This is a genomic window from Natrinema ejinorense (assembly GCF_002494345.1).
Lineage (GTDB): Archaea > Halobacteriota > Halobacteria > Halobacteriales > Natrialbaceae > Natrinema > Natrinema longum.
In genome coordinates this window covers 476,341-501,313 of the sequence record NZ_NXNI01000001.1, presented here as the reverse complement: position 1 = coordinate 501,313, position 24,973 = coordinate 476,341, and the positions used below count along the sequence as shown (strand labels likewise).

Annotated in this window: 29 protein-coding genes and 1 tRNA gene; 21 read left to right on the top strand and 9 right to left on the bottom strand. The window is 65.2% G+C overall.

Translation table 11 applies throughout. The annotated features are described in order from the left end of the window. Positions 1-88: 88 nt before the first annotated feature. Together CP557_RS23455 and CP557_RS02675 are read left to right on the top strand one after the other, a co-directional pair. The gene (locus CP557_RS23455; RefSeq protein WP_394340594.1) at positions 89-466 is read left to right on the top strand and encodes a DUF1059 domain-containing protein; all 378 of its coding nucleotides are present in this window, start codon (positions 89-91) and stop codon (positions 464-466) included. After that, positions 463-1,002 (top strand): hypothetical protein, encoded by a 540-nt coding sequence (locus CP557_RS02675; protein ID WP_097378478.1) that lies wholly within the window; start codon positions 463-465, stop codon positions 1,000-1,002. Before CP557_RS23455 ends, CP557_RS02675 begins: the two co-directional genes overlap by 4 nt. Positions 1,003-1,181: 179 nt before the next feature. Here the strand turns inward: CP557_RS02675 and CP557_RS02670 are convergent, their stop codons facing one another. Further along, complete coding sequence (locus CP557_RS02670) at positions 1,182-2,252, bottom strand: AI-2E family transporter (RefSeq protein WP_097378477.1); 1,071 nt, start codon at positions 2,250-2,252, stop codon at positions 1,182-1,184. A 257-nt stretch (positions 2,253-2,509) separates the two neighbouring features. After that, positions 2,510-3,613 carry a nucleotide exchange factor GrpE gene (grpE, locus tag CP557_RS02665; protein ID WP_097378476.1) on the bottom strand — a complete coding sequence of 368 codons (1,104 nt, stop codon included), beginning with the start codon at positions 3,611-3,613 and terminating at the stop codon, positions 2,510-2,512. A 124-nt stretch (positions 3,614-3,737) separates the two neighbouring features. Here grpE and CP557_RS02660 point away from each other — a divergent pair, with 124 nt between their 5' ends. Next, positions 3,738-4,520, top strand: a complete 783-nt coding sequence (locus CP557_RS02660; protein ID WP_097378475.1) for an NAD(P)/FAD-dependent oxidoreductase — start codon at positions 3,738-3,740, stop codon at positions 4,518-4,520. 73 nt (positions 4,521-4,593) lie between these two features. Here the strand turns inward: CP557_RS02660 and CP557_RS02655 are convergent, their stop codons facing one another. Beyond that, positions 4,594-4,992 carry a type IV pilin gene (locus CP557_RS02655; RefSeq protein ID WP_097378474.1) on the bottom strand — a complete coding sequence of 133 codons (399 nt, stop codon included), beginning with the start codon at positions 4,990-4,992 and terminating at the stop codon, positions 4,594-4,596. Positions 4,993-5,126: 134 nt separating this feature from the next. Between CP557_RS02655 and coaBC the strand changes: the two genes are divergently transcribed. From coaBC to CP557_RS02600, 11 genes are all read left to right on the top strand, one after another. Then, positions 5,127-6,299, top strand: a complete 1,173-nt coding sequence (gene coaBC, locus CP557_RS02650; RefSeq protein ID WP_097378473.1) for a bifunctional phosphopantothenoylcysteine decarboxylase/phosphopantothenate--cysteine ligase CoaBC — start codon at positions 5,127-5,129, stop codon at positions 6,297-6,299. A gap of 115 nt (positions 6,300-6,414) precedes the next feature. After that, positions 6,415-7,059: a DUF7344 domain-containing protein gene (locus CP557_RS02645; protein WP_211290167.1), complete on the top strand. Its 645-nt coding sequence runs from the start codon at positions 6,415-6,417 to the stop codon at positions 7,057-7,059. Between the two features lie 85 nt (positions 7,060-7,144). Continuing rightward, positions 7,145-7,714: a hypoxanthine/guanine phosphoribosyltransferase gene (gene hpt, locus CP557_RS02640; RefSeq protein WP_097378471.1), complete on the top strand. Its 570-nt coding sequence runs from the start codon at positions 7,145-7,147 to the stop codon at positions 7,712-7,714. A gap of 176 nt (positions 7,715-7,890) precedes the next feature. Next, the gene (locus tag CP557_RS02635) at positions 7,891-9,537 is read left to right on the top strand and encodes an ABC transporter substrate-binding protein (RefSeq protein WP_097378470.1); all 1,647 of its coding nucleotides are present in this window, start codon (positions 7,891-7,893) and stop codon (positions 9,535-9,537) included. A 9-nt stretch (positions 9,538-9,546) separates the two neighbouring features. After that, on the top strand, positions 9,547-10,494 hold the full coding sequence (locus CP557_RS02630; protein ID WP_097378469.1) for an ABC transporter permease: 948 nt from the start codon (positions 9,547-9,549) through the stop codon (positions 10,492-10,494). Between the two features lie 3 nt (positions 10,495-10,497). Next, positions 10,498-11,550 carry an ABC transporter permease gene (locus CP557_RS02625; RefSeq protein WP_097378468.1) on the top strand — a complete coding sequence of 351 codons (1,053 nt, stop codon included), beginning with the start codon at positions 10,498-10,500 and terminating at the stop codon, positions 11,548-11,550. Further along, positions 11,550-12,632: an ABC transporter ATP-binding protein gene (locus tag CP557_RS02620; protein ID WP_097378467.1), complete on the top strand. Its 1,083-nt coding sequence runs from the start codon at positions 11,550-11,552 to the stop codon at positions 12,630-12,632. The genes CP557_RS02625 and CP557_RS02620 overlap by 1 nt, the downstream gene beginning before the upstream one ends. Next, positions 12,629-13,936: an ABC transporter ATP-binding protein gene (locus tag CP557_RS02615; protein WP_097378466.1), complete on the top strand. Its 1,308-nt coding sequence runs from the start codon at positions 12,629-12,631 to the stop codon at positions 13,934-13,936. Before CP557_RS02620 ends, CP557_RS02615 begins: the two co-directional genes overlap by 4 nt. Beyond that, complete coding sequence (locus CP557_RS02610; protein WP_097378465.1) at positions 13,933-14,463, top strand: hypothetical protein; 531 nt, start codon at positions 13,933-13,935, stop codon at positions 14,461-14,463. The genes CP557_RS02615 and CP557_RS02610 overlap by 4 nt, the downstream gene beginning before the upstream one ends. 107 nt (positions 14,464-14,570) lie before the next feature. Next, complete coding sequence (locus CP557_RS02605; RefSeq protein ID WP_097378464.1) at positions 14,571-15,938, top strand: alpha/beta fold hydrolase; 1,368 nt, start codon at positions 14,571-14,573, stop codon at positions 15,936-15,938. A 12-nt stretch (positions 15,939-15,950) separates the two neighbouring features. After that, on the top strand, positions 15,951-16,739 hold the full coding sequence (locus tag CP557_RS02600; RefSeq protein ID WP_097378463.1) for an acetoacetate decarboxylase family protein: 789 nt from the start codon (positions 15,951-15,953) through the stop codon (positions 16,737-16,739). A gap of 260 nt (positions 16,740-16,999) precedes the next feature. Here the strand turns inward: CP557_RS02600 and CP557_RS02595 are convergent. The 3 genes from CP557_RS02595 to CP557_RS02580 form a co-directional block, all read right to left on the bottom strand. Next, positions 17,000-17,074 (bottom strand) — tRNA-Met (locus CP557_RS02595). Positions 17,075-17,140: 66 nt separating this feature from the next. Next, on the bottom strand, positions 17,141-17,587 hold the full coding sequence (locus tag CP557_RS02590) for a GtrA family protein (protein ID WP_097378462.1): 447 nt from the start codon (positions 17,585-17,587) through the stop codon (positions 17,141-17,143). A gap of 248 nt (positions 17,588-17,835) precedes the next feature. Beyond that, positions 17,836-18,114, bottom strand: a complete 279-nt coding sequence (locus tag CP557_RS02580; RefSeq protein WP_097378460.1) for an HAH_0734 family protein — start codon at positions 18,112-18,114, stop codon at positions 17,836-17,838. Positions 18,115-18,277: 163 nt separating this feature from the next. On the opposite strand from CP557_RS02580, the gene CP557_RS02575 reads away from it, so the two are divergent. From CP557_RS02575 to CP557_RS02555, 5 genes are read left to right on the top strand one after another with little or no spacing between them, the layout of a single operon-like run. Beyond that, a complete protein-coding gene (locus CP557_RS02575; protein WP_097378459.1) occupies positions 18,278-18,559 on the top strand; it encodes a 50S ribosomal protein L44e in 282 nt (93 codons plus the stop codon). Positions 18,560-18,564: 5 nt separating this feature from the next. After that, positions 18,565-18,738, top strand: a complete 174-nt coding sequence (locus CP557_RS02570; protein WP_097378458.1) for a 30S ribosomal protein S27e — start codon at positions 18,565-18,567, stop codon at positions 18,736-18,738. Further along, the gene (locus CP557_RS02565; RefSeq protein WP_097378457.1) at positions 18,735-19,535 is read left to right on the top strand and encodes a translation initiation factor IF-2 subunit alpha; all 801 of its coding nucleotides are present in this window, start codon (positions 18,735-18,737) and stop codon (positions 19,533-19,535) included. Before CP557_RS02570 ends, CP557_RS02565 begins: the two co-directional genes overlap by 4 nt. Beyond that, the gene (locus tag CP557_RS02560) at positions 19,535-19,714 is read left to right on the top strand and encodes an RNA-protein complex protein Nop10 (protein ID WP_097378456.1); all 180 of its coding nucleotides are present in this window, start codon (positions 19,535-19,537) and stop codon (positions 19,712-19,714) included. The genes CP557_RS02565 and CP557_RS02560 overlap by 1 nt, the downstream gene beginning before the upstream one ends. Before the next feature lie 6 nt (positions 19,715-19,720). Continuing rightward, positions 19,721-20,488: a proteasome assembly chaperone family protein gene (locus tag CP557_RS02555; RefSeq protein ID WP_097378455.1), complete on the top strand. Its 768-nt coding sequence runs from the start codon at positions 19,721-19,723 to the stop codon at positions 20,486-20,488. A gap of 126 nt (positions 20,489-20,614) precedes the next feature. On the opposite strand, the gene CP557_RS02550 is transcribed toward CP557_RS02555, so the two are convergent. Next, positions 20,615-21,394, bottom strand: a complete 780-nt coding sequence (locus CP557_RS02550; protein WP_097378454.1) for a DUF7839 domain-containing protein — start codon at positions 21,392-21,394, stop codon at positions 20,615-20,617. Positions 21,395-21,508: 114 nt separating this feature from the next. Between CP557_RS02550 and artA the strand changes: the two genes are divergently transcribed. Beyond that, on the top strand, positions 21,509-22,528 hold the full coding sequence (gene artA / locus CP557_RS02545; RefSeq protein WP_097378453.1) for an archaeosortase A: 1,020 nt from the start codon (positions 21,509-21,511) through the stop codon (positions 22,526-22,528). Further along, positions 22,525-23,238 carry a metallophosphoesterase gene (locus tag CP557_RS02540; RefSeq protein ID WP_097378452.1) on the top strand — a complete coding sequence of 238 codons (714 nt, stop codon included), beginning with the start codon at positions 22,525-22,527 and terminating at the stop codon, positions 23,236-23,238. Before artA ends, CP557_RS02540 begins: the two co-directional genes overlap by 4 nt. A gap of 38 nt (positions 23,239-23,276) precedes the next feature. On the opposite strand, the gene CP557_RS02535 is transcribed toward CP557_RS02540, so the two are convergent. After that, positions 23,277-23,471, bottom strand: coding sequence for a hypothetical protein (locus CP557_RS02535; RefSeq protein WP_097378451.1), 195 nt, complete (start codon positions 23,469-23,471; stop codon positions 23,277-23,279). Between the two features lie 152 nt (positions 23,472-23,623). Then, positions 23,624-24,913, bottom strand: coding sequence for an NAD(P)/FAD-dependent oxidoreductase (locus CP557_RS02530; RefSeq protein ID WP_097378450.1), 1,290 nt, complete (start codon positions 24,911-24,913; stop codon positions 23,624-23,626). Positions 24,914-24,973 lie beyond the last annotated feature (60 nt).

Genomic DNA, 24,973 nt, shown 5'->3' with positions numbered 1-24,973 from the left:
TCCCGGCGATTATTCAGTCACGGTGGCTCTGTTCGGTAGCTGTGGTGCCGTCAGTGGCACCCGACGACGTCACCGTCCCGGTGACGCGATGATCCAGGACGCGAACGGGACGCTCGATTGCAGTCGACGACCACGTTGCAGCCGTTGCACGACTGACAGCGATTGCGCAGATATCACTAGATGCTTACACAACCTCCCGTCCCGTATCCTCTCTCGCCGAGCGGGGAACGAAACCATGACGAACGACGGACAATCCGAAGAGAGGAGGACAGCACTACAAGTCGCGTGTGATACAGCCGTTTCCGGGTGCGTCTTCCGCATGCGTACCGAGGAAGACGACAAGGACCGCCTGTTGGAGATCGCGCGCGAACACGTCAAAGAACAACACGGCCAAGAATACTCCCTCGAGGAAATCGACGACCGACACGTGACCGAGATCGAGGTCGAAGCCGGGACGGGCGAATGAGCGTCGATCGATCAACGACGGACCGGCACGGGACTGCCCGGGAACTCGAACGGGGAGGGCGAATCGGCTCGCTCCTGATGGCGCTTGCGGGCATCGCCTTCGTCGGCTACGGGATCGTCTTCCTCGCGAGAACGTTCTTCGGCACCGGCTTCGAACTCGGCGTCGCGACCCTGAACGGGGTCACCCCGGCGGATCTCAACGCGGTCGATCCAGCCGTCGTGCACTATATCAACCACCTCCACGTCGCTACTGCGGGGTTTATTATCGCCACCGGGATCGCCATCACGGCGCTTGCATGGTACGGCGTCCGAAGCGGGCAACTGTGGGCGTGGACGACGGCGATCGTCGCTGCCGTCGTCGGGTTGGTAATCGCACTTCCCATGCACTACGGCGATCTCTTCGCTCACAACTGGGTGACACACCTCGGCCCCATCTACCTCGCAACGCTCGTGTTCGTGGTCGGGGCCGCACTGGCCTACCGGGGCATCCAATCCGAGTCACGGAGCGCAGAAACCGACGGGAGGGCCGGCGCCTAGTACCGTTCCACCCGTCGACTGCAGGGTCGAATCGAATCACACCACCGGATTCGACCCTACAGTGGAGGCGTGGGCCGCCGCTAGTGGTCCGTCCGACTCTTTTGTGTACTCGTGGGACCGATTCCAGTGGACCGAGGGGAAGCGTGGTGGATTACGCCGGTTCCCTTTTTGCGCAGCGATTACTCCGTTTCCGCGAACGCGTTCGCTCGCTCGAGACTGGCGTCCCCCTCCGGGCCGAATCGCTCAGTGCGATAGAAAACCGTCAGGGTGGCTTTGAGGACCGCGAGCACGACGGGGCCGACGAACAGGCCAATTACCCCGAACAGGGAAAGACCGCCGATGACGCCGAGCAATGCGAGCGCCGGATGAAGGTCGGACCCCCAGTTGACCAGAACAGCCCGGAGGTAGCTGTCGGCGACGGTGAGGACGCCGATCCCGTATCCCAACAGGAGAACGCCGCGCACGGGATCGCTCGCAGCCCCGTGAGCGATCGTCACCGGTCCCCAGACGAGCCAGACGCCGATCGTCGGGAGAAACGCGGCGAACACGAGGATCGCTGCCAGCGTGGTCGCGTACGGGACGCCGAGCAACGCGAGTCCGACCCCGCCGAGTACGCCCTGGACGATCGCGACGAACACGTGACTGCGGAGAACCGCCCAGATGACGCCGTGGACCTCCGCGAACAGGACCTCGAGCACACGTGACTCGAGCGGCGTGACCCTCCGCAGCCAGTCGACGAGCGCTGGGCCGTCGACCAATAGATAGTACAGCAGGGCGACGAGGACGACCACCCCGACGACGACGTCGATTCCGATCGCCACGACATCGACCGTCCGGGCCAGCGTCAGCTCCACGGCGTTCGAGAGCGTCCCGTCGAGTTCCGATCGGGCGGCAGCCTCGACGGCAGCGATCGACTCGTCGGAGACGCCGAGGTCCTCTCGAGCGATCTCGTAGCCGTTCGCGAGGAGCTGACTGCCGTCGACCGACTCGATCGCCGAGACGGCCGACCGGTGGACGACCAGCGAGATGAGAACCAGCGGGACGATCCCGGCAGTGACAGTACTCCCAGTCAGAACGAGGGCAGCGATCCGCGAACCGAGCCATGGCTCGAGTCGGTCGTACGCCGGTCGGAGGACGACTGCGAACAAGCCGGCAGCCAGTACGTACTCGAGCAGCGGGAGAACCAGGAGGGCAGCGAGCCCGCAAAGAGCGGCCACGGAGAGGGCGAAAAACGCAGCCCGATCATTCATATCTCGACGTTTTCCCTCGAAAACATAAGTGTTAACATTCATAACAGAACGGCCGTTCGGATTCGAACTGGTGGTCCGCGAACGCGGGAACGATCGAGCACAAGCCGTCGGGTCGGAACCGAATTCGATCGCGCTATCGTAGCCACTGAACGTCACTGCACACCTGACCGCAGGCCGTCGTGCGGTCAGTGTGTCAATCGTTTCAGTGGTTACGATATCCGCTTCGTCGGCGAGAATCGGAGAGCCGACTGTGACGATCAGTCGTCCGTTTCGTCCGCCGGGGTGTCGACGCTCTCGTCGTCGCTGTCGACTTCGCCGCCGAGTTCGATCGCCGCGTCGTCCTCGTCGGCCGTACTGTCGTCGGTCCCAGCACCGCCGGCATGGTCGGTCGATTCAGCAGCGTCCTCGTCGTCCCCGCTCGAGTCGGCGTGTTCGCCGTTCGAGACGGTCACTTGTGCGTTCTGGATGACCTTGTCGCCCATCTCGTAGCCGGGCGTGTACACGTCCGCGATCGTCCCTTCGGGCTGGTCGCTGTCGACCTGCATCATGACCTCGTGGCGCTGCGGGTCGGTTTCGGTACCCGGCTGGGGATCGATCTCGGAAACGTTCTCGTCCTCGAGGATGCGGTCGAACTCCCGGAGGGTCATCTCGACGCCCTCCCGCAAGCTCTCGGCATCGCCGCTGTCCTCCTCGAGTGCGCGTTTCAGGTTGTCGCGAACGCCGATGAGCCGTTCGACGAGGTCCTCGGCGGCGCGGTCTTTGATCTGCTGTTGGCGCTTTTTCGCACGCTTCTTGTAATTCTGGAAGTCCGCTTGTTTGCGTTTGAGCCGGCTCTTCAGGTCCTCGACCTCCGCTTCGTACTCCTCGAGTCGGTCGTCGCGGTCGGTCAGTGCCTGCTCGTACTCCTCGAGTTCGTCCTGGAGTTCGCCGATGGTCTCGGCCTGGGACTCGATGCGTTCCGTGAGATCCTCGAGTTCCTCGCGTTGGTGGGCGACGGTCCCGTTGAGTGCTTGGGCTTCCTCGACGATCGAGTTGACCTTGTGAGCGAGTTCGTCGTCGTACTCGGTGACCCGATCGAGCACTCGCTGGACGTCCTCGCCCGTTTCGGGTCCGTCACCGGACGCGCCGTCGGCCGGCGCCGGGTCACCCGTCGCTTCCGCCTCAGCACCCCCGGCCGTGTCGCCGCTCGAGTCGGTATCCGGCGCGGGCGATTCCGAACTCGAATCGTCGGTTTCGGGGCTCGGGTCCGATTCCCCAGCCGTCGATTCCGCGGAGTTCACGTCGGCCGCTTCGCCGTCGTCGGATTCCTCCTCGGACGGGACACCCTGGGCGGACGTGTTCGTGCCCTCGTCTTCGCTCATGTCCCAGTCAACGAACAGCGGTAATAAAAGGGTTGAGGTACCCGGGTCGACGTGGACGGTGGTAGCTGGCGGTCGGGGCCCGGCGACGGCAACCTTCTATACGGGCGCTGGCAAACCACGACCCATGCGAGACGTCTGTATCGTCGGCGGGGGCGTCGCTGGCCTCGCCGCCTCGATCTTTACCGCCCGTGCGGGACTGGATACCCTCGTCATCGACGCCGGGGGACAAAGCCCTCCGAGCAGCCGGACGCAGTCCGGCGACGGCGGGGAGTCCATCCTCGCGCGGAACGCCAGCCTCGAGAACTACCCCGGCTTTCCGTACGGGGTCGACGCCCGCCAGTATCTGCGATTGACCCGCGAACAGGCCCGAACCGCGGGTGCCGAGTTCGAACTCGGGCGAGTGACGAGTACCGAGCCCATCGACGAGACGGCTCTCGAGGCGGGGTTCGTCCTCGAGACGGCGGGTGGCGATCCACTCGAGGCCCGGCGGGTGATCGCGGCGTCGTGGGCCGACAGCGAATATCTCGTCCCGCTGGACGTCGGGCGGATCCAGCGTGGGAGCAAACACTTCGTCTCGGTCGACGGCGGGGGACGAACGGCCGTCGACGGCATCTACGCTGCGGGCCGACTCGCCGACGAACCCCACCAGGCGATCGTCGCGGCCGGCCACGGGGCGACGGTCGGCCTCGCGGTCATTCACGATTCGGACGCGAACTTCTATCACGACTGGGTCGCCCCCGAGGGCTACTTCACCGGCCGCGGCCGCGAGGTGCCGCCGGGCTGTGAAGAGATCGGCGAGGCCGAGCGACTCGAGCGCGACGAACGGGCGAGAGCGCGCCTGCTCGAGGCGTTTTCGGAGCCGCTCGACGAGGAACCGACGATGCATCCGAGCGTCGAGGGGAAATAGCTCGTCTCACGGATGCAGTCGGGCACGTAACTGACGGTGTTCGGCCCGTCAACTTCCGCGTTCGTCGACTTCGTTACGTACCGCGCACCTCGTAGGTGTCGAGCAGTCTGTCCGGGGTGACTATCTGAATCACGTCGCCGTTGCTGAACGAACAATCGGTACTATCGATCTCCGTCACGTCGCCCTTTTCGATCGAACCGCTCCCGTCCCACGTGCCACAGCTAGGTCCACCCTTTATCCGGATCTCGGTGTCGTCGGCCGACAGGCCCCGAACGTCGGTTACGCCGATTTTCACCGTTCCCGACTCCGTCTGGTACGTGAACTCGGCGCTCGACGATTGTTCGAATAGCCCGCCGCCGAAAAGCGCCGTCCCGAGAAGTGTCATGGTCATGGCGACGATCCCCACGAGTAGTACCGTTCCGATCACTGGTGATACCGCACGCTCGTCCCACGGGAGGCGACGCGACTGCATTGCTGATAGGTTCGCTCACAGCAACTAACAGTTTACGGTGAGGGGTTCGAGTACCGTCCCGTGGCGAGCGGAGACGCCCCGCGGACGCCGGCCGACAGTAACCCTAAAAGGTCCCCATCCGAAGTGAAATCCATATGCTCGAGGGAGTCAACGTCGCGCTCGGGATCACGGGGTCGATCGCGGCCGTCAAGACGGTCGAATTGGCCCACGAGTTGCGACGGCAGGGGGCCGACGTTCGCGGGGTGATGAGCGACAGCGCACGGGGGATCGTCCACCCGTGGGCCGTCGAGTTCGCGACCGAAAACGAGGTCGTCACCGAGATCACGGGCGGCGTCGAACACGTCGAACTCTGTGGGAACGACGGCTGGGCCGACGTCCTCCTCGTTGCGCCCGCGACCGCGAACACCGTCGGCAAGATCGCGGGTGCGATCGACGATACGACCGTGACGACGTGTGCGACGACCGCGCTGGGAGCGGGGACGCCGATGGTCGTCGCCCCTGCGATGCACGAGCCGATGTACGACCATCCCGGCGTGCTCGAGGCCATCGAGACCGTCGAGGAGTGGGGCGTCGAGTTCGTCGATCCGCGCGTCGAAGAGGGGAAGGCCAAGATCGCAAGCGAAGAGGCGATCGTCTGTGACGTCGCCCGCACGGCCGGCGACCGCCCCCTCGGGGGAGCCCACGTCGTGGTCACCAGCGGTGCGACCAGCGAGTCGATCGACCCGGTCCGCGTGCTGACGAACCGCTCGTCGGGGACGATGGGACGGGCCGTGGCGAAAGCCTGCTACGTCCGTGGGGCGGACGTGACGCTCGTCCAGGACGGACCGGACGTTCCCTACGCCACCGTCCGGGAGGTCGAGAGCGCCCGCGAGATGCTCGCGGCCACCAGCGCAGCCTGCGAGGACGCGGATGCGCTCGTCTCGGCGGCGGCGATCAGCGACTACACCGTCGCGGAAAGCGACGAGAAGATCCGATCGGGACAGGAGCTCACGCTCGCGCTCGAGCCGACGCCGAAGCTCATCGACGAGATCCGCTCCCAATACCCCGAACTGCCGATCGTCGGGTTCAAGGCCGAAACGTCCGGCGACGAGGCAGCGATGATCGAGCAGGCGAGAAACACGCTCGAGCGGGCCGAGCTGGCCTTCGTCGTCGCCAACGACGCGATCGTGATGGGTGCAGAGCGGACGAGCGCCCTGCTGGTCCACGCGAACGACGCCGCCCGCTACGAGGGGACGAAAGCTGGGCTGGGCGGGGAAATCGCCGATTCGATCGCAACAATACTCGAATCAGAGATGACGGCGGACTAATACAGCGACGAGTCCGTCAGGAGAGTTATATGGGTGGGGTTCATTCGACTGAACTAATGGGTGTCCGACTGGATTCGAACACGACCACAGTATTGGCCGTAGCCGGTGTCTCGAGGTGATTTCCGTGGCGCAACAACAGCACGCCGACGACGGGGCCAAGGGTGACCAGGCCGACGCGGGTGACGACGCCGACGTGGATGATGACGCGGACGAACGACTCTCCAAAGGCGAGATATTCGAACTCCTGCGGAACCAGCGACGGCGCTACGTCCTCCAGTATCTCAAGCAAGACGAGCGGCCGGTCGAACTGGGCGATCTCGCGCAGCAGGTCGCCGCCTGGGAGTACGAGACGACGCTCGATGGCGTAACGCCCGAACAGCGCAAGCGAGTCTATACGACCCTCCAGCAGACACATCTCCCGAAGATGGACTCGTCGGGGATCCTTCGCTTCGACTCCGATACGGGCGTCATCACCGTGACCGAGCGAACGCGAGACATCAGCGTCTATCTCGAGATCGTCCCCGGTCGAGAGTTCGCGTGGCGAGAGTTGTACCTCTCGCTGGGTGCGATCAGTTGCGCGCTCGTTGCCGCGCTGTGGCTGGATATCTATCCGCTGACGTACCTGTCGAACCTGGTCTGGATGGCCATTATCGCGGCGACGGTCACGATTACCGCAGTTGCACACATCTACCACGAGCGGAACATGCGGCTGGGGCACGGCGATCAGCCGCCCGAACTCAGCTACGGCACCGACGACTGACGGAATGATCGAGTGACGGACGGGATTGCTCCGTTCGCCCCGGTCGTATCGTCAACTTTTACTCCCTTACCCTCCGACCGTCGACATGGATCAACTAAAGCAGTCTCTCCTCGAGGCTCCGATCATCGAGAAGAACGGATACCATTACTTCGTTCACCCCATCAGCGATGGCGTCCCGAAGCTGGATCCGACCCTGCTGCGCGAGATCGTCATCCGAATCATCCGCAAGGCGAAACTCGAGGAAGTCGACCGGATCGTCACCCCCGCAGCGATGGGCATTCACATCTCGACTGCCGTCTCGCTGATGACCGACATTCCGTTGACCGTCATCCGCAAGCGCCAGTACGGCCTTGACGACGAGGTCGCGATCGCCCAGAAGACGGGCTACTCGGAGAACCAGATGTACATCAACGACGTACGCGAGGGCGAGCGCGTGCTCGTCCTCGACGACGTCCTCTCGACGGGTGGCACGCTCGCGGCGGTCCTCGACGCGCTCGGCGAGATCGGTGCCGAAGTCGTCGATACGGTCGCAGTCATCAAGAAGGTCGGCGGCGAAAACAAGGTCGACGACGCCGGCTACGATGTCAAGACGCTGATCAACGTCGATGTCGTCGACGGCGAGGTCGTCATCATCGACGAGGAAGGCGACCAGTAACCAGCCCGGAACCGAGACGGGTTTCCCGCCGGAGTAGTTTCACGAACGTATTGCTATTGGGATTTGGGCGAATATTGCAAAAAGATGCCGTCTCCGGGACGGAGCGGCCGGTTTCCGAACCGGGCAGGGTCGATTCAGCACAAGGAATATGGTGTCAGGATCTAAACCACACGGCTATGGCAGGGAATAGTGTCGGACTGGGGGGACGAGGGTGCCGCCGGCGTTCGGTTTTGCGAGGAGTCGGCGCGGCCGGGATCGGTGGACTGGCCGGCTGCATCCGTTCCACCGACGAGATCAAAGCGGAGGGGGACGCCGAGGAGTTGATCCAAGCGGGGTTCGCGGAGACGGGGGTCGAACCGCCGTTCCGGACGACGATCGCGATCACCGAGAACGACGAGCGAGAGCAGTTCGCACAGCTGTTCAAGGCGACGCTCGACGAAACCGGCTTCTTCGACGTCTCGATCGACAGCCGGGAGTTCCGATCGCACGTCGATCTGATGCGGAACGCGGCCTCCAACGACGTAAACGCCTTGTTCGTCGCTAGCTGGACTGGCGGGTGGGACCCGGACAGCTACGTCAACATGCTGTTTCACTCCGACAACCATACCCCCGACGGGTTCAACGTCGGCCACTACGCAAACGAGGCCGTCGACGACGGCATCGACGCGGGCCTCGTGGAAACGGACCCCGACGAACGGATCTCCGTCTACCGGGGACTACAGGAAACCCTGGTTGCCGACTCGCCGATATCGTTCGTCCGGTTTAGCGAATCCACACACGTCTGGGACGCTGACACCGTCAGCGGCTGGCAGACGTATCCCCTCGAGCCGGGCGCGTACTACGCCGTGTACGCCCCCTGGGCCGGGACCTACACGGAACTCGACGAGGGCAGCGAGTTCGTCGGTGATCTCGGAAGCGACATCGCGACGACCGATCCGGTCTCGATGACCGACACCGTGTCCAGTCACGCGACGGCACTGGTCTACGAGGAACTCGTCGCCGTCGATTTCGACGGCGAGAGCCAGCCGCTGTTGGCCACCGACTGGGAACGACTCGATGGGACGACGGTTCGGGTGCACCTCAGGGAGGGCGTCCAGTTTCACAACGGCGAGGAACTCACCGCAGCACACGTCGCGGGCTCGTTCGACCGTTACGAGGGCACGATCCGGGAGACGGACGTCTACGACTGGTACGAGCGAAGCGAGATCGTCGACGAACACACCATCGACATCGAATGCTGGCGGGAGTATGGGCCCCTCGAGACGGCGCTTTTCAACGTCCCGATCGTCCCGATGGCGGCGATCGACGGCGAGTACGACCTCGAGTCGGAGCCGGTCGGAACCGGCCCCTACCGATTCGGCGACTACGACAGCGGCAGCCACTGGCGACTGGAACGGTTCGACGATCACTGGTTCGAGGGAGACGACACGGTTCCGGCGACGGCACCGGTCGAAACCGTTACGCTCGAGATCATCACGGAGACGGCGTCCCGACAGGCCGCACTCGAAGCCGGAAACATCGACTTCAGTTACGGTCTCCCGTCGGCAAACGTGTCCGAGTTCGAAAACGACGACGCGTACGGCGTCGGTCGCCACATCGGCGGCGGGTTTGATATGGTGATCTATCCCTGTTACCGGGCACCGTTTACCAGCGCGAAAGTCCGGCGGGGCTGTAATATGTTGCTCCCGCGTACGGAAACGCTCGAGACCGTCTACGACGGGTTCGGTCAACTGGCTTATACGCCGATCTCGCCGCTGCTCGAAGCGTACAGCGACGAAGCGTTCCAGGAGACGATCGCCGACGAATACGTCCGTCCGAACTAATCACAACTAATGTCGCTCGGTAGATACGTCTGTAAACGGCTGTTGGTCACGGTTCCGGTCCTCGTCGGCGTCACGGCGCTGACGTTCTCGTTCGTCCACGTCCTGCCGGGCGATGCGGTCGACGCGATCGTCGGGTACCGAGACGTCGCAGCCGGGACCGAAGCGTCGATTCGGGCCGAGTATCGCCTCGACCGACCGGTGTGGGAACAGTACCTGCTGTGGCTGTGGGACGCCCTCACCCTCGAGTTCGGGCGGTCACCGATCACCGGCCGGCGCGTCGCGGCGACGATCGGCCGGCGGCTTCCCGCGACGCTCGCGCTCGGAGGAGCTGCGTGGCTGCTCGCGCTCGCGATCGGCGTGCCGGCCGGTATCGTCGCCGCGGTCAGACAGGGCGAGCCGGCCGACGAACTGAGTCGGCTCGCTGCACTCGCGGGCATCGCGACGCCGAACTTCTGGCTCGGCCTCGTCTTGTTGCTGGTCTTTAGCGTCCGGTTGGGCTGGTTCCGGGTTATTCCTCCCGACGCGCCGCTCGTGAGTCTCGCGATGGCGAAATTCATGATTTTACCGACGCTCACGCTCGGAACGGCCTCGGCCGCGTTCGTCACGCGATTGCTTCGATCATCGATGCGACGGGAACTCGACGCGGCGTACGTCCGGGCCGCACGCGCGAAAGGATTACGCGAGCGAACCGTGATCCTGAAACACGTGCTGCGAAACGCCCTGTTGCCGGTCGTGACGGTCACCGGGATCCAGTTGGCGTTCCTGATCGACGGTGCGGTCGTCGTCGAGCAGATCTTTTCCTGGCCCGGCATGGGACGGCTGCTGGTCCGATCGATCCTGCAGCGAGACTACCCGGTCATCCAGGCCGGGGTTTTGCTCATCGGCGTCACGATCGTCCTCGCGAACCTCCTCGTCGACGTCGTCTACGCGGTACTCGATCCACGCATTCGATACTGAGCTATGAGTGACCGACAATCCACCACCGAACGCGGCCGGATCCGCATCGTCGGCTTCGATAACGCGGAGTCGCGTTCGGCGACGACAGCAACGACGACCGAGACTGACTCCCCGGAAACGGGACACGGTCGCCTCGAGAAAGCATGGGTTCGGTTCCGGCGGAATCGCGCGGCGATGGGTGGGCTGGTCGTGCTCGGCGTGATGGCAGTGCTTGCGATCTTCGGCCGGCCGATCGAGGTGTCGACGGCGGAGTACACGCTCACGCTCCAGCCGTTCGCGCTGGCTCCCCACGACCCCCACGAGCCGTTCGTCGGGCCGGCGAACGCGCCCCCCTCCTGGTCGCATCCGTTCGGGACCGACTGGGCGGGACGCGATCAGTTCGCCCGCGTACTCGTCGGCGGCCGCTACACCCTTGGAATCGGCCTCGTCGCCGTCGCGGTGGCGCTGTGTATCGGGATTCCCCTGGGTGCGGTCGCGGGCTATTTCGGCGGCTGGGTCGACGACGTCATCATGCGGCTCGTCGACGTGCTGTACGCCTTCCCGTTTCTGGTCCTGGCGATCGCGATCGTCCCGATCCTCGAGCCGGTGCCGATCATCGGCGGGGGTATCTGGACGGTGGTGATCGCGCTCGGGATCACCGGCTGGCTCAGCTACGCGCGACTGTTACGCGGCGAAATCCTCTCGGTGCGGGAACGCGAGTACGTCACGGCTGCCAGAGCACTCGGCGTCCCGGATCGGCGGATCATTCACAGACACGTCGTGCCGAACGCGATCGCGCCGGTCGTCGTGCAGGCGACGCTCAACGTCGGCACGGTCGTCCTCACGGCAGCGGCGCTTGGCTTTCTCGGCCTCGGCCTCGAGCCCGGGAGCGCGGAGTGGGGTGCGATGCTCTCGCGAGGTCGTGACACGCTCGTGCAGGGGTACTGGCACGTTACCGTCTTCCCCGGCGCGGCGATCTTCTTGTTCGTGCTGGCGATCAACCTCGTCGGCGACGGGATCAACGACGCGCTCGATCCGGATCGAGACGGCAGCGACGACCGGAGGCGGATGCGCTGATGGCGCTGCTCGAGGTCGAGGATCTCGTCGTCCAGTTTTACACCGACGACGGCGTGGTTCGGGCGGTCGACGGGATCAGCTACGAGATCCGGGCCGGCGAGACGGTCGGGCTGGTCGGCGAGAGCGGTGCCGGCAAGAGCGTCGCCAGCCTCGCCTTGCTTCGCCTGATCCAGGCCCCCGGCGAGATCGTGAGCGGCGAGATCCGATTCCAGGGACGGGACGTCCGGGAGTGCTCGGCCGAGGAGCTCAGAGCGATTCGGGGCAACGAGATCGCGATGGTTTTCCAGGACGCCGAGGCGGCGCTCGATCCGGTCTACACGGTCGGCGAACAGATCGCCGAAGCGATTCGTGCCCACGACGACGTTACCGACACCCAGGCCCGCGAGCGGGCGATCGATCTCCTCGAGCGGGTCGGCATCCCCAACCCGGCGACGCGGTACGCGGACTACCCCCACGAGTTCTCCGGGGGAATGCAACAGCGAGTCGTCATCGCGATGGCGCTATCCTGCGATCCCGCCCTGCTCGTCTGTGACGAGCCGACGACCGGGCTCGACGTCACCGTCCAGGCCGGCATCCTCGAGTTGCTCGACGACCTCGCCCGGGAGTCCGAGACGGCGATCCAGTTGGTCACCCACGACCTGGGGATCGTCGCCGAGCTGTGTGACCGGGTGGTCGTCCAGTACGCCGGCGAAATCGTCGAGCGCGCACCGGTCGAAGCGCTGTACTACGATCCGAAACACCCCTACACCGTCGGATTGCTGGCCTCGATCCCCCGGCTGGGCGACGACAGCGAGCGTCTCACGACGGTGCCCGGAACGACGCCATCCCTCGTCGATCCGCCGACCGGCTGCCGGTTCCACCCCCGCTGTCCCTACGCCGAGACGGCGTGTGCCAGACGCACGCCGCCGCTCATCGAGACCGACTCGGGAACGCCAGCCGCCGACGCCGGTCCCGAGACGCACCTCGCCGCCTGCCTCGAGTACACCGGCGACCTCGAGGAGGGGCTGGACTACGACGTTCAGGTCCGAGACGAGGGCGGCGGAACCGATACCGGCCCGGAACGGCGGGGTGAGTCGGGATGACGGCGACAACCGACGAGACACTCGTCCGAGCCGAGGGGCTCGAGAAATACTATTCGTCGACCGACGGGGTCCTCGATCGGCTGCTCGGCCGCGGCGAGACGGTCCGGGCGGTCGACGGCGTCGACCTCGAAATCCGCGAGGGGGAGACGCTCGGGCTCGTCGGCGAGAGCGGCTGCGGGAAGACGACGCTTGGCCGAGCGCTCGTCGGACTGCTCGAGCCAACTGGCGGCACGATCTCCTATCGCGGGACCGACCTCGCCGACCGTTCCCGGTCGGAACGCCGGGCGTTGCGGACCGAGATCCAGTACGTCTTCCAGAACCCCATGGCGAGCCTGAACCCACAACTGACGGTCGACGAGATCGTCGGCGAGGCGCTCGCAGTTCACGACATCGTTCCTCCAGAGGAACGTGACTCGCGCGTGCGCGAGTTGCTCCAGACGGTCGGGTTGCAGGCCGACCACGCGACTCGATACCCACGCGAGTTCTCGGGGGGCCAGCGCCAGCGGATCGCCATCGCGCGTGCACTCGCCGTCGAACCCGAATTCGTCGTCTGTGACGAACCGGTCTCCGCGCTCGACGTCTCGGTGCAAGCGCGGATCCTCAACCTGCTCTCCGACCTGCAAGCGGAGTTCGGGCTCTCGTATCTGTTCATCGCCCACGATCTCTCCGTCGTCGAGCACATCGCTGACCGGGTCGCCGTCATGTATCTCGGTGAGATCGTCGAAACCGGGACGACCCCCGAAGTCTTCGACGAGCCGTCCCATCCCTATACCGAGGCGCTGCTGTCGGCGATCCCCGAGCCCGACCCCTGCTGGGAGGGCGACCGGATCGTCCTCGAGGGGGCGGTGCCGTCGCCGACGGATCCTCCCTCTGGCTGTCGGTTCCACACGCGCTGTCCGAAGCTCGTCCCGCCGGCGGCGTACGATGTCGATGGTGAGACGGTCCGTTCGATCATGGCGCTTCGAACCCGACTCGCCGAGGCGGATGCGGACGGTGACCTCGACGCACTGTACTCGAGATCCGACGGCCCCGAGGACCGATCGGCGGCGCTCCGGGACGCCACCGGGATTCCCCGGCGGCTCTCCGACCCGAACGCGGAGGTCGCCCTCACGAACGCCCTCGAGCCCGCGATGGACGGCGATCTCGAGGCCGCACGACGGCGTCTCGCCGAAGCGTTCGAGACGCCCTGCGAAACGACCGAGCCGGAGCTAACCGCGGGGGCGGCCCAGCACCCGATCGCCTGCCATCGGTTCGACGAGCAATTCGAGGGCGACAACCGGGGCGGGGGAGACGGCCGACGATGAGACGGATTTACCAGTCTCGCGCGCTCGAGCGCGCGGACGACGAGCCGTTCACCCCTGGGGGCCTCGAGGACGATGAGCCGACCGCTCGAACGATCGACTGGGCGGCGTTCAGCCACGCGATCACTCCGACGGCAGTTCGCCACCGGGCGATCGACGTCACCGTCTCGACGGAGAGACGCCGGTACGAACCCGGCGACCCAGTCGAACTCCGCATCGAGTTTCGGAATCGGCTCCCGATCCCCGTCCGAATCCGGACCGAGTCGCCGAACCGCTGGCGGTGGCGGGTCGACGGGCTTCGCGAAGCCTCCCGGGTCCCGCGGGCCGTTCCCGATCGGCCGGCGACCTTTTCGTTCGCACGAAACGAACGGAAACGCTTCCGACGCCGGTGGCCCCAGCGGATCCAGGTCGCCGACGACGAGTGGGAGCCCGTCGGTCCCGGCACCTACACGATTACCGTCGGTGTGACCCGCGCGGACGCCAGCGCTCGGGGACTCGTCGATCGCACCGAACTCGAGATCATCGAGTGAGTAGCCGTCCACCGTTCCTGGAATAGGGACAGCGGCGGCGCGGATCCCACCAATATAGTTGATAGTTACCATACTACACTATTAGGGAGAAGACCGAAGACCGATCGATGGCAGAGAACACGCTAGCCAGCGACGCGTGGTGGAGCGAGTATCGAGAGACCGTCAACGCGGATCCGGAGCTGAAACGACACGGCAGGGACGCGTTCGACGACGACTTCCTCGTCGGGATCGGTGACGAGCACTTCTTGCTCGAGATGCAGGGCGGCGAGATACAGGACGTTCGGACGCCGGGGCTGGACGACGCGTGGTCGTTCGGCGTCGTCGGGCCACGAGAGGCCTGGGAGCAGTTCGTCAGCGAGGTCCCACCGGCCCACCACAACGAGGTGTTTGCCTCCTTCTACCGGACCGCAGTCAAGGGCGAGGAGGGCTACTTCGACCTGATCGGGAACCACAAGAAGATCTTCCAGAACTTCCGGGCGTTCCAGCGGACACTCGACCTGATGCGGACCGCACACAACGGGGACGAACCGCGTACTGCAGGCACCAATCGGCCACAGGAGGCGACGGACGAGCCCATCACGGGCAAGTACGTCACCGTCGACCTCGACGGCGTCGACCACCGCATCTACTACGAGGCGGCCGGCCCCGAAGACGGCATCCCGCTGCTCTGTCAGCACACGGCCGGCTGTAACAACCAGCAGTGGCGGCACGTGCTGAACGATCCAGAAATCACGGAGCACTTCCGGGTGGTCGCCTACGACCTGCCCCGCCACGGAAAATCGGTGCCGCCGTCGAGCGAATCCTGGTGGGCCGACCAGTACGACCTCACCGCCGAGCGGTTTACCGACACCATCGTCTCGATCGCCGACGCGCTCGAACTCGAGGAACCCGTGTTCGTCGGCTCGAGCATGGGCGGGACGGTCACGCTCGAACTGGCCGACTGGTACCCCGAGCGGTTCCGGGCGCTGATCGGCCTCGAGGCGGGGCTATTCACGCCCGGCTTCTACATCCAGTGGCTCGATCACCCACACGTCAACGCGAACGACGTCAACTCCCACGCGACGTGGGGACTGATGGCCCCGCACGGACCGGAGTGGGCGCGCCGCGAAACGCTGTACCTGTACGAACAGGGTGCCAACGGCGTCCTCAAGGGGGACCTCCACTACTACTCGATGGACCACGACTATCGCGACTCCGCCGACGACATCGACGCCACACAGGTCCGAATGTACCTCATGAACGGCGAGTACGACTACCTGACCAACCCCGACGACGCCCGCAAGGCCGCCGCGGCCATCGGCGACGGCGCGACCGCCCACGAGATGACGGCGACGGGTCACTTCCCGATGAGCGAGCGCCCGGAGCTGTTCCGGGCCTACATCAAGCCCGTCCTCGACGACATCCGCGGCGTCCGAGACGAACCGGTTCCCGAGGTCTTCGCGCCCGAGGACTTCGGCGTCGAAGCGAACAAGTAGCCTGACACACCCATGACTGACCACCAGTTCACTCCGGAGACGTACACGGGAATGCCGGACGGAACGGCCGTCTCGCCGCCACAGCTGATCAAGGACGCTCGCATGCTCATCGTCGGCTACGAGGCCGACCCCGATGTCCTCGAGGCCGCGCTGCCGCCCGGACTCGAGCCCCACCCGAACACGCTCGTGCAGCTGAACATGTATCAGGTGCCGTCGGCGGATCGGACGAGTCACCTCGATCCGTACACGCTCACCTACCTGACGGTCGAAGTCGCCGATCACGACAGCCGCGCGATCAGTAGTGCACAGGGCGAGGTTCCCGTCCCCGGCCGGTTCTGGGTCGGCTACTGGACTGACTCGGCGCAGATGCAGCGCTACACCCGCGAGAACGGTGGCGTTCCAGCTCTCGACGGGTCGTGTACCTGGGACGAGGACGGCGACGAACTCGTCTCGACGCTCTCGGTCGACGGCGAGCCGGTCATCGAGGCCGAAGCGAGCGTCGGTGACGACCAAATCGACACGCTCACCGGCCACCTCCACTACTACGCACACCGCCAGTTCCCGGACCCGGCGGGCGGCCGGGCACAGGTCAGCGAACTGCTCGAGTTCCCGATCCCCTTCGTCAGCGAACTGTACGAGGCCGAGGTCGACCGCGTCGACTTCGAGTTCCCCGAAGGGTCGCGGTTTCAGGAGTTCGCACCCGTCGAGCCGCTCTCGACGCCATCGATCCTGCACGGAACGGTGACGTTCACCTATCCGCAGGGACGACGGCTGCGTGACTATCTCGCTGCGGACGCGTAAACGGCTCTGCGGGCCGTTTTGTCGATCGAATCAACGTTCCTGAAAAGTGGCAGGAGGGAGACTTGAACGACGCCGACTTCGGTCCCTCGTCGTCTCCTTCACAGCGACTCGAGACGATTTTCGAGGCACTCCTCACTCCGTTCCTCGTTGGTGTGCGCCTCGAAAACGGTAGGAAGTAGATTTGAACCACGGTCGCAGCGAAGTTGCTCCCTGGTTCGGATGCTATGGATGGCGCTCACGGATTTGTTCGCGCCAAAACATAGCGGGAGGTAGATTTGAACTACCGGTCTGCGGGTTATGAGCCCGCCGGAATCTCCTGGCTATCCCATCCCGCTACCACATCATACCCGAGTGTGCTAGTTAAGGGTTGTGATTCGGGTGCCGTATGCGGATTTCTACCGCTACTCCTGGTGGACCTGCCAGGTGTAGAGACTCTCACAGGTGTAGTTGACGAAGAAGCCGATGCCGATCCCGATCACGTTCGCGGCCACGTACCAGACGTCGAACCGTCTGACGAGCACGGCGAGTACCCCCAGCGTTACCAGGAACCCTCCGAATCGGACCAGGTTCGACCGCAGGAATCGGCTGCCCAACGACCGTATACCACCCGTCCCGTACTCCGCGAACGTCCAGCGTTCGTTGATCGCGAAAATGATCACGATACCGAGTTCCCAGGAGAGTACCTTGGCGACGATCGGCCCGAGGACCGTCGCCTCGACCAGCACCACGAGCACCGCGTTGTCGACGGCCGCTCCGACGGTCCCGACGCCGGCGAACTGGCCAAACCGCGTCGTCGAGAGCAACGCACGTGCTCGCATCCGGACCGCCTCTGACAGGGAATCACTCATCGTCGTGGTCGTACTCGAGCGTATTCGTCACTCTCGGCGGCTCGAATTTCCCGTTTGTGGTCGTCACGTGTGATGACACGTCGATTGTCGGCTGCTGGGCTCGCTGTCCGCTCAGTGGCGTCTCCGGTCCCCAGAAACGGACGCCGTCTGAAAACCCCGCCAAGCTAGTACCGGTCCACCAGTCGACTGCAGGGTCGGCGGGGAGCACACCGCCGGATTCGATCCCACAGTGGAGGCGTGGACCGCTACTAGATCGCGAGATCGCTCTTCGCCCGGACGACCTCGACGTCCTCGGCGTCGACACGGTCGACGTCGAGGAAGTGGGGCGTGAAGTTTCGCTTCTCGTAGTCCTCGTACTCGTCCTCGCGACCGACGGTACACCACAGCTGGACCCGATCGGGACCGTGATACTCGCCGTTTCTGTTGATCCCGAAACAGACCACCTCCGCCTCCCCCTCGTCGGCCTCGTATCGGATGATGGCCCCGTTGCGAATCCCGGGATCGCCGTGGATGATGAGCTGCTTCATGGCCGGTGATTCACAGGAGAGCGGATTAAACGCTTCGGAGACCCCGGCAGTGTCGGCCGAGTGCGATCCAGACGACCGTCGTCCCGCGACTCGGGGCGGTGGAAACCGCCGATCAAACGCTTTTTAAACAGCGCTATCTTAGCCCACAGCAAGTGAGATAACCATGCAGATGCCACGCCGATTCAATACGTACTGTCCGCACTGCAACGAACACCACGAACACGAAGTCGAGAAGTCCCGAACCGGCCGCTCGAGCGGCATGAAGTGGGACGCTCGCCGAACCCGACGGAACAGTTCGACCATCGGGAACTCCGGTCGCTTCTCGAAAGTGCCCGGCGGCGAAAAGCCCACGAAGAAGACCGACCTCAAATACCGCTGCAGCGAATGCGGCAAGGCCCACCTCCGCGAGGGATGGCGCGCCGGCCGACTCGAGTTCCAGGAGTGATACCAATGGCAGGAAATTTCTACAGCGTTCGATGCAGTGACTGCGAGAACGAACAGACCGTCTTCGGCAAGGCCTCCTCGGAGGTCGCCTGCGCCGTCTGTGGGACGACGCTCGTGCGACCGACCGGCGGCAAAGCCGAGATCGAACACGAGATCCTCGAAACAGTCGAGTCACGATGAAGTACAGCGGCTGGCCCGATCCCGGCGAACTCGTCGTCGGCAAGATCGACGAAATCGAGGACTTCGGCGTCTTCGTCGATCTCGAGGAGTACGAGGACAAACGCGGTCTGATCCACATCTCGGAAGTCGCGAGCGGGTGGATCAAGAACGTCCGCGATCACGTCCGCGAAGGCCAGATCGCCGTCTGTAAGGTCTTGGACGTCGACAAGGGGTCCCAGCAGATCGACCTCTCCCTGAAGGACGTCAACGACCACCAGCGCTCCGACAAGATCCAGGAGTGGAAAAACGAGCAGAAGGCCGACAACTGGATGGAACTGGCCTTCGGCGAGGAGATCGCCGACGAGGACTACACCGCCATCGCCAACGAACTGATCGCCATCCACGGCGGGCTCTACGAGGGCTTCAAGCAGGCCGCGATCCACGGCGAGGAAGCCCTCGAGGACACCGATCTCGACGACGACGAGGTCGACGCGATCGTCGAAACGGCCCGCGAGAACGTCTCGGTGCCCTACGTCAACGTCACCGGCTACGTCGACCTCGAGAACCCGTCGCCAAGCGGCGTCGACGGCATCCGCGAGGCGCTCGAAGCGGCCGAAGGCAACGGCGAGGTGCCCGAAGAAGTCGACCTCGAAGTGAGCTACGTCGGCGCGCCCGAGTACCGCATCGAGGTGCAGGCACCCAACTACAAGACCGCCGAATCAGCGCTCGAGGCGAGCGCCGACCGGGCGATCGCCGCGATCGCCGGTCACGGAGGCAGCGGCGAGTACCACCGCGAACGCCGCACCGACGACGAGTAATGAAATCCGACATCCGGGTGTGTTCGGCGTGGCGCGAGGCCCACGACCGTCCGGTGTATTCCCTTTCTGCGACCTGCCCGTCGTGTGGTGCGGAGACGGTAAACAGCGCCCCGGCACCGCTGGATCCGACCGACCCACACGGCGAGTACCGACGCGCTCTTAAACGTCGCAACCGCTGATACGGTATGGACGAACTCGAGATCGACGTCGTCGCCGAGGTCGAACTGGACGACCCCGTTCTCGTCGAGGGGTTGCCGGGGGTCGGTCACGTCGGCACCCTCGCCGTCGAGCACTTGCTCGAGGAACTCGAAGGGGAGAGCACGCTCGTCCGGCGGCTCTATTCCCGGGAGTTCCCGCCGCAGGTAAGCGTCGAGGACGGCGTCTCGGAACTGACCTGTGCGGAGATGTACGCCATCGACGTGCCCGAGGGCCGGGATTTGCTGCTCCTGACCGGCGATCATCAGGCCCAGAGCAACGCGGGTCACTACACGCTGACCGACGCCTTCCTCGACATCGCCGAGGAGTTCGGCGTGAGCGAGGTGTACGCGCTCGGCGGCGTTCCGACCGGTGAACTCATCGAGGAGTACGCCGTCGTCGGGGCCGTCAGCGACGAATCGATGCTCGAGACGCTCGAGGACGCGGGCGTCGAGTTCCGCGAGGACGAGCCCGCTGGCGGTATCGTCGGCGTCTCCGGGCTCCTGTTAGGACTGGGCGATCGACGCGGGTTCGAGGCGGCGTGTCTCATGGGCGAAACCAGCGGCTACCTCGTCGACCCGAAAAGCGCTCGGTCGGTCCTCGAGGTGCTCGAGGCGGTACTCGGCTTCGATCTCGACTACGAGTCCCTCGACGAGCGGGCCGACGAGATGGAGGAAGTCATCGGCAAGATTCAGGAGATGGAACAACAACAGGCGATGGACGTGCCGACCGACGACGACCTGCGGTATATCGGTTGAGATCGCCGCGACGACGGGTCGTGTCGGTCACGAGGGACGCGAGCTGTTTTCGGCTTTCCGTCGAACGACGAGCGGTGGCTCGTGAGGACGTTCTGGAGGCGACCAGTCGGAGTGCCATGGGTGGTCTCAGCCCTCGAGCACTTCGTAGGAGACGTCGGCGTCCCGGAGTGCATCGGTGACTCGGCCGACGGCGTCGGTCGTGGCGACGGCGGTGACCGCGAGGCCGTGGCTCGCGGCGTCGGCTGCGACCTCGCCGACGGCGAAGGTAACGTCGGGATCGGTCCCCGCCTGTCGACAGGCGACGACGGCCTCGACGCCGGCGGCGACCACGACATCGGCCCCGTCGCAGGCCTCGGTGACAGTTCCGGCGTCGATCGCGCGGCTCCCGCCGGTGCGGATCGAGGGGACCTGTAGAACGGTCACGGAGCCGGGATCGAGTTCCATGACGCCCTCGAAGCTGGTGACGCCGACGTCGGTACCGGCCTCGGCGTCGGTGGTCGCGATACCGGTTGCCGGGCCCTCGCTGCCCGGCGTGGCATGGAGCAATCCGTCTTTGACCGTCAGTGAGACGGTCTCGCCCTCTTCGATGTCCTCGGTCGCGATGTAGGCGTCCTCGCTCATCGCTCCCAGCACGTCTCCGGTGACGTGGTCGGCGAACCGGCGGACGTCGTCGGCCGCGCGGAAGAGCCAGTCGACACCCTCGCGGGTGACGCGATAGCGCGACCGCCCTTCCTTTTCCACGAGGCCGTCGTCGACGAGTTCGCGGATGTATTCGCTGACGGCCTGGCTCGTCACGCCGACTTCCCCGGCGATCTCACCCTGGCTGACCGCGGGCTGGCGCTCGGCGATCTGGACGAGGATCCGGAATCGCGTCGCAGCCCGCTTGTTGTCGAGGACGTCGACCATGTGGCTAGCCTTTTCGAGGGCGTTGCAAAAAGGTACGCGGTCGTTCGGTCGGCGACTCCTCCCGTCTCGAGGCGTCAAGTTGATAGCCGGAGAGTCCGTCGGAATGACGTGAGTATGCCGGCCCTTCCAGCGACGGTCGCGATGACTATCGGTTCGATTCCGCTCGGAGACTCGCTCGCGTGGATCGCGATCGGCGTGTTCGTCGTGGCGATGATCCTCGAGTGGTACGGTGCCGTCGATCCGGCGCGATACCTCGCCGCAGCGGCGTGGGTCGTCTTCGGGGTTTTCTGGCTGAAGATGGTGCCCCACTACTACCTCGAGATCAAGAGCCCGATCGAGACCCTGCTGACGCTCGCGGCGCTGCCGTTGTGTGCCTACACCGGCTACCTACTCGTCCAGGGGCGCGAGTCGCTGCTCCTGTTGTCGAAAGCGGTCGCGTTCATGGGGCTGATTTACCTGCCTGCCGAGACGATTCCGTTCGTCCGAACCTGGCTGATCGAGACGACCGCGGCGCAGACTCACTTCGGGATGGAGCTGCTGGGACACAGTCCCGGTATCAACGAGGGGGCAAACGGCTACCAGAGCCGGTTTGCGTTCGATTCCGACGAGACCGTCACCGGCCGAACGACGTACATCGTCATGTCCTGTACCGGCATCGGCAGCATGGCGATCTTCGGGGGACTCATCGCCGCGGTCAAAGCCCCGCTCAAGCGGAAGGTCGTTCCCTTCGTGATGGCCATCGCCGTCATCTGGGTTCTCAATCTCGTCCGGAACGTCTTCATCGGCCTGGCATCCCCGTGGGGCTGGTTCCAGCAGGACGCGCTCGTCTACGTCGCCACGGAGTTCATGGGGGCCCCCGCGGATCGAACGTCCTACATCGTCGCGCACAATTTCATCTCCCAGGCGCTGGCGATCGTCGCCCTGCTGGGGATCACCTATCTCGTCGTCCGTCGTCTCCCCGAAGTCCTCGAGCCCCTCGAGGACGTCCTCTACATCCTGACGGGGTCGGAGTACGACCTCGCCGACGCGCTCGGCCAGGAGACGAGAGCCGACGGCGGGACGGCGACGGCCGCGACCGGGACGGAATCGGGCGCCGGTCCCGACGCGTCGTCCGACCCCGAGACCGATCGATGACCGCTGTCGACGTCGACGTTCCGTTTCTCCTTTACGACCGCGCCGTCTTCGTTCCCGCCGCCGAGACGCTCGTCCTCGCCGATACCCACCTCGGGAAGGCGGCCGCCTCGCGGGTGGACGTCCCACTCGACGACGGTACCGACACCCTCGAACGCCTGGAGGGGCTCCTCGCGGACACCGAGCCGGCGACCGTCGTGATCGCGGGCGACCTGTTACACTCGTTTTCGCGGATTCCACGCGGAGTGGAACGCGACGTGGACCGACTCGTCGACGCCGTCGACGGGGCCGGTGCCGACCTGCTCGTCACGCCCGGCAACCACGATACGATGCTCGAGACCGTATTCGACGGCGAGACGACCGCCGAGTACGCGCTGTCCGACGGCGAGACGGTGGTCTGTCACGGTCACGCACAGCCCGAGGCGGCCGCCGATCGGTACATCGTCGGCCACGACCATCCGGCGATCTCGATCGACGGTCGCAAGCGACCGTGTTTCCTCTACGGGCCGGCGACCGACGACGGAACGGACGTGTTGCTGCTCCCCGCGTTTACCAGCCTTGCCGCCGGGTCGACCGTCAACGGGAAAGACGGCAGTGACTTCCAGACGCCGCTCGTCCGAAACGCCGACGCCTTCCACCCCGCAGTCAGGGACGACTCGAGCGGCGAGGTCCTGTGGTTCCCGCCGCTGGGAGCGTGTCGACGACTGCTGTGAGGTGGCGGTATCGACGGCGATCGCGAGGACAGTCCTCGCTACAGGACAGCGACCACCCGACGGGGGTCGACCGTCCGCAGGGAACCATCGATCGCGATCAGCCCCCTGAAGAAGTCGCTGAAGACGATGAGCAATATCGCAGCGAGAAAGATCAAACAGAGAAAACTGAAGAAGATGATCGCCGCCTGTCGACCGGTAAGCGCTGTCCCCTCGAGGAGTTCGTCCATAGCCATAGCTGCTCTCCGTATCCCGACCAATGGCTCTCGTTGCGGTTAGTGTTTCTCCGTGACTCGCGGGACTGTCCTCGTCTCGAGACAGTGTCGCGATCGAGCGGATCGCCACGATCGGACGACCCGAGGGCTCGAGTCGCCGTTTCGAGGACTGGTTACCGCGACAGGTCCTCGATGGCGGCCTTCGCCGCTTCCTGGCCGCTTTCCATCGCGCCCTGGATCGACGACCACTGCGTGTAGTCGCCGGCCAGATAGACGGGGCCCGCGGGATCGCGAGCGTCGGGAAGCCGGTCGTGGATCCCAGGCGGCTGCTCGAACTGTGCGAACGGCACGCGCTCGGTATGCAGCGCCTCGAGGTCGTCGAACCGCCGATCGGGGTACCACGACTCGAGGGACCGGCGGGTCCGATCGGCCAGTTCCGCGTCGCTCTCCTCGCGCTCGCCCAGATAGGTGGCGCTGATCAGGGCCGTTCCCGCGGGGGCGTACTCGGGTGCGACGACGCTGTGGGGAACGACGTGGTTTGGCCCCCCTTCGCTCCCGTTCAACAGGAGCCGTCGGCCGGTCTCGAGGTCGGCATCCGCAGGGAGCGCGTAGTACTGAGTAACGCAGCCCCGCGCATCGGCCGGGATCGTCGACACGCCGGTGAGGTCGCGAGCGGTCGGCGGATCGGTCGCGACGACGACGGCGTCGGCGTCGACGCTCCCGTCGTCGGTGTCGACCGTGACGGGGGTGTCGGTACCGTCGTCGCCGGGCGTCACCGACGTGACCTCGATTCCCGGTTCGATCGTCCCGCCGGCCTCGCGAACCCGGTCGGCGAGTTGGGACGGGATCGCTTCCATCCCGGCCGCCGGAACGGCGATTCCGCCCGCCGCGAGGGTCCGGAACGTGTACTCGAAGACGTGCCTGGACGTCGACAGCGACCGATCGAGCGTGATCCCACCGTAGAACGGAGCGATAAAGCCACGGATGAATCCCTCCGAAAAGCCACGTTCGCGGAGGAAGTCGTCGATGCGTTCGTCGTCGCCGGTAAAGATCTCCGCCGGATCGGTCCGCCGAAGGTCCCACCACAGCCGGGCGACTCGAAGCGCGTCCCCGAGCGAAACCGACGGACTCGACAACGTCGACGGAATCGTCCCCGGTTCCCGAAGCGGGTCCGCGAGCGTCGACCGGCCGTTCGGGCCGGCGATGGTGGCACCTGGGGCGAACCGACGTAACTCGAGGGGCTCGAGGTCGAGTTCACGCTTGACCGCGGGATAGGCCGTAAAGAGGACCTGAAAGCCGCGATCGAACCGATAGCCGTCGCGCTCGAGGGTTCGGACGCGGCCACCGACCGTCTGCTCCCGTTCGAACACCGTCACGTCAGTGCCGCCGGCGGCGAGGTGACGCGCGGCGACCAGTCCGGCCAACCCGCCACCAGCGACGACGACCTGCGGAGTCGATCGCATAGTGGAACGTCGGTCGGTGACGTATAAAGGAGCTGTCCTAACTGTGCAGAAAGGAGTCTC